Below are 4,387 nucleotides of genomic sequence, written 5' to 3'. Positions count from 1 at the left end.
GAAGTTGGTAGAAGAAACTAAACAAAAGTATGATGGGGCACTAAACTAGATAAAAATTATATCTGACATATTAAATTGACTAAAATCTACTTTGACTAGGAGGCAAATTATGAGCATTAATAATCAACTTAGTTCTACTTACTCTCAAGCTTAATCTACCCAAAAATTAGAAAAGTTTTTGACTATAGACATATTTTTACTATATTTTCTGATGGAAGTAAAAGCCAAATAATAGAAATACTAAATTATATAAGTACCTGATAAAAATTAATTAATATTCGATATCAGGGGGAATAGCATAAATTTGTTGTTGGTATAATCTGGATGGTCACGACTTTATATTTGCTTTTAATATGCTTTCAGAAGAAAAGAAAGTACAACTTTCCATAGTCATTCCTTTTTATAACGAGGAGCCAAATATTGATTATTTGTTTGAACGGCTAATATCAGTGCTAAAGCCTCTAGAAATGACTTATGAAATAATATGTATTAATGATGGTAGTAAAGATAATACTCTAAAGTTATTAGTAGAATATCATCAACGCAATTCCTTAATTAAAGTAGTAAACTTTTCCCGTAACTTTGGTAAAGAAATTGCTATAACAGCAGGTATTGACTATACCGTAGGCGATGCAGTTATACCCATAGATGCCGATCTACAAGACCCACCAGAATTAATTGTGGAAATGATAGCCAAGTGGCGAGAAGGATATGATGTGGTCTACGCAACTAGGCGATCGCGCCAAGGAGAAAGTTGGATCAAAAAATTCACAGCCCAAAGATTCTATCGTACAATTCAACGTTTGACCCCTGTAGAAATTCCGCCCGATACTGGCGACTTCAGGTTAATGGACCGAAAAGTTGTAGAAGCTCTCAAAAAGTTACCAGAAACTAACCGTTTTATGAAGGGTTTATTTTCCTGGGTAGGTTATCAACAAACTTCAATATTATATGACCGAGGTCTTCGTTTCAAAGGTGAAACAAAATGGAATTATTGGCAACTCTGGAATTTAGCAATTGAAGGTATCACTGCTTTTAGTTCAATACCTCTCAAAATTTGGAGCTATATTGGGATATCAATTTCTTTAATTTCATTTATTTATGCTAGCTTTTTAGTGATTCGGACTTTGATATTTGGAATTGATGTTCCTGGTTACGCTTCATTAATAGTAGCGATATTATTTTTAGGTGGAATGCAGTTATTATCTCTAGGAATTTTAGGTGAATATTTAGGTCGCGTTCATGAAGAAGTCAAGAGAAGACCTCTTTATTTAGTCAGAGAAAGTTATGGATTTGAAAATCAGATGACTAGGAGTGAATAATCTCAAAGTTTTTGTCATTAAATCAAGAATACTAAAGCAGTAATTTTGGGTCGGAGTAGAGATTTAATGTTCAATCTTAAAACTGGTATTTTTCTCCTGACAATTATTTGTATAATTGCCACTGGAACAGCAGCTTATTTATGCAGCTTATTTATTAGGTGGTTTACCTCCGGAACAAGTTCAAAGTTGGCTAGAACGAGCAGGTATTTGGGCACCAATAATCTATATAGTTATTTATACAATAGCAACTATTTTAGTTTTACCTTCTACAGCACTTAATCTGGCTGGAGGCGCAATTTTTGGACCCTGGATCGGTACATTATGGACAAGTTTAGCAGCAATTATTGCTGCAATTATCGCATTTTATTATTCTCGTACTGTAGGTCGAGAATGGATTTCTCAAAAGTTGGCTGGAAGATGGCAAGCAATGGATGCTGAAATGCGTCAGGGAGGATTATTTTATATGTTTGCCATTCGTTTATTGCCAATCATTCCTTATGGTTTAGTAAATTTTGCTGCTGGTTTAACATCTGTTAGTTTTAAAGATTATCTATTAGGCACTATCTTGGGAACTTTACCTGGTGTTTTGCCTTTTGTAATGTTAGGAAGTTCTGGTTTAACAGCATTAAAAACAGGTGACATTTTGCCTTTAGTTGGAGCGTTAAGTCTCATCGCTATGTTAGTAGGAGGTGCAACTTGGTATCGTCGTCGTCGCAGTCTGCCAAAGAAAGTTATAGAAGAAATGAAAGATTCATCTTCATCAGATTTTTTTGATAATTAAATCTCTTTTGGTTAATATCCAAAAATAACCAAATAACAAAAATGAAAAGCAAGTTTAAATTAAGAGTTGATTCATCAAATTAGTTTCAACTATTATGTTATGTCACCTATATCTTAAGAATTAATGCTCTATTGACTAATCATGAAAATTTTGATTTATTATCACCTTAAAAGTGGAGGCTTTAAACCACAATTTTTCGGTAAACAAGAGCGTCGTTTATTATAAAATTTATTAATGGCTTTTAATGGTCTGCCTTTAATCAAAAGAGGTAAAATTACTGTTTTATTTGTCGTTACAGCTATTAAATTATTTACTCCTAAATATACTCCTGCTATTTGTTGATTATTTGTTGTTTACTCCGATTTTTCATAGACTATTTCTATTATATAAAAGCTAATTTTGGGGATAATTCTTGCCTCTATTATTTCTGTCTGTGAAGTGGGAATTTTTATTTCACTCATCGGCAGATGAAAAATTCCTTTTTTTAATGCTTTTTTGTAAATTGGGTAGTGCAGAGCGCAAAGTGTGGGATAAGTAATTAAGTCATTCCAGTTCCAAGGAGCGATCACTAAACCTGCCCTTTGTGCTGATGTATTTTCAAATGCGACTATGAACCCAAATCCAATTGAAATAGGCGATATGCCTGACGCCACGCTCCGCGAACGCCAATCTCACGATTATCATGGATATACAACTGAACAAACTTACTCATTTTAGTTTTATAGCTATAATTATGAGTAATTTTGAGAGACTTTAGAGGTTGTTTGTAAAGAATTATGAAGTGTTTTTACCCCTCGCAAATTGGGTATTTCAGCCTATAAATCTGGGATAAATAACCAATTTGTACAGTTTAAAGGTCAATCATTGTATATTACAAAACTTTACAAACAGTCTCTTAGACAAGTTTTCGCTTTCTGTATTTACCCCTAGAGTAGTCTTGGTTAAAATTATTACTAATTTTGCTGCTACGAATACTCAGTCAAAAATTCAAGTTGTTATGATAAACTAAATAAAATAAAGATTTATCCATAGTAGCTAATCAAAATGAGTAACTATTTATCCACTCAAGAGATAGGAGTAAATAAAAGTTCTCCTACTCTATTAGATATATCTATTGTGACACCTATTTACAATGAAGTTGATAGTATTCCTCAACTACTGGAAACAATTTCTACTAGTTTAAGGGAAAATCAGCTTACCTACGAAATTATTTGTGTAGATGATGGATCTCGGGATGGTTCGACAAAACTACTAACAGAATTAGCTCAAAAACGTACAGATTTAAAAGCAGTAATTCTCCGCCGAAATTATGGACAAACTGCAGCTATGGCAGCAGGGTTTAAGTATGCTACGGCCAAAGTAGTTGTCACTTTAGATGGAGATTTACAAAATGATCCGGCTGATATTCCACTATTATTATCTAAGCTCAATGAAGGTTATGACTTAGTTAGTGGGTGGCGAAAAAATAGGCAGGATGATGCTGTTACACGACTACTTCCTTCTAAAATTGCTAATTGGATAATTGGTAAAGTTACAGGGGTAAATTTACATGATTATGGTTGTTCTTTAAAAGCTTATCGTTTGGAATTGGTTGCTGATATGAACCTTTATGGTGAATTACATAGATTTTTACCAGCTTTAGCTTTTATTGAAGGAGCAAGAATTACAGAAATACCTGTTAACCACTATGCTCGTCGCTATGGTAAAAGTAAGTATGGTTTAGGGCGAACTTTCCGAGTTGTGATGGATTTATTAACAGTATTTTTTATGAAAAAATTCCTCACTAGACCGATGCACGTTTTTGGAATGTTGGGTTTTATTTCTGGGGGAGTTGGTCTATTTTTGGGGATTTATTTAACTATCCTCAAATTTGGCTTGAATGAACAGATTGGCGATCGCCCTCTACTAATTTTAATTGTTGTGTTATTACTTGCAGGTTTACAATTATTTAGTTTTGGTTTATTGGCAGAATTACTGATGCGAACTTATCACGAATCTCAAGAACGACCTATTTATCGAGTTAGAGAAATTGTTGGTAAAAATTAATAGAAGAAGGGAGAAGGAAGAAGGAAGAAGGAAAAGGCGTTTAGGTCTTGCTGAATAAATGTATGAAATTCAATTATACCAAATTGAAATGAAGCTGCATAGAATAATATTTCAAGCATAATTGACCGCAGGTAAGCTTAGATAAAGATAGATAGATTTAATGAATTTCATCATTCTATGCAACCTCATATAAAACTGATATTAGTGGTAAATTTTTGCCCAAACAACAGTGGGGATT

Annotated in this window: 4 protein-coding genes; 3 read left to right on the top strand and 1 reads right to left on the bottom strand. The window is 33.3% G+C overall.

Annotated features, from left to right (window positions below; translation table 11 throughout):
- Positions 1-353 precede the first annotated feature (353 nt).
- Together F6K13_RS20265 and F6K13_RS20260 are read left to right on the top strand one after the other, a co-directional pair.
- Positions 354-1,322, top strand: coding sequence for a glycosyltransferase family 2 protein (locus F6K13_RS20265; protein ID WP_124143988.1), 969 nt, complete (start codon positions 354-356; stop codon positions 1,320-1,322).
- Positions 1,323-1,437: 115 nt separating this feature from the next.
- Positions 1,438-2,103, top strand: a complete 666-nt coding sequence (locus F6K13_RS20260; RefSeq protein ID WP_205127287.1) for a TVP38/TMEM64 family protein — start codon at positions 1,438-1,440, stop codon at positions 2,101-2,103.
- Positions 2,104-2,456: 353 nt separating this feature from the next.
- On the opposite strand, the gene F6K13_RS35835 is transcribed toward F6K13_RS20260, so the two are convergent.
- The gene (locus F6K13_RS35835; RefSeq protein ID WP_192901262.1) at positions 2,457-2,756 is read right to left on the bottom strand and encodes a hypothetical protein; all 300 of its coding nucleotides are present in this window, start codon (positions 2,754-2,756) and stop codon (positions 2,457-2,459) included.
- Positions 2,757-3,147: 391 nt separating this feature from the next.
- Here F6K13_RS35835 and F6K13_RS20250 point away from each other — a divergent pair, with 391 nt between their 5' ends.
- Entirely contained in the window at positions 3,148-4,149 is a 1,002-nt protein-coding gene (locus F6K13_RS20250) for a glycosyltransferase family 2 protein (RefSeq protein WP_124143989.1), read from the top strand.
- Positions 4,150-4,387 lie beyond the last annotated feature (238 nt).

This window comes from Okeania sp. SIO2B9 (assembly GCF_010672505.1).
Classification (GTDB): Bacteria; Cyanobacteriota; Cyanobacteriia; order Cyanobacteriales; family Microcoleaceae; genus Okeania; species Okeania hirsuta.
Note: the sequence above shows the minus strand (reverse complement) of the source record. Positions and strands in the feature narration are given on the sequence as shown.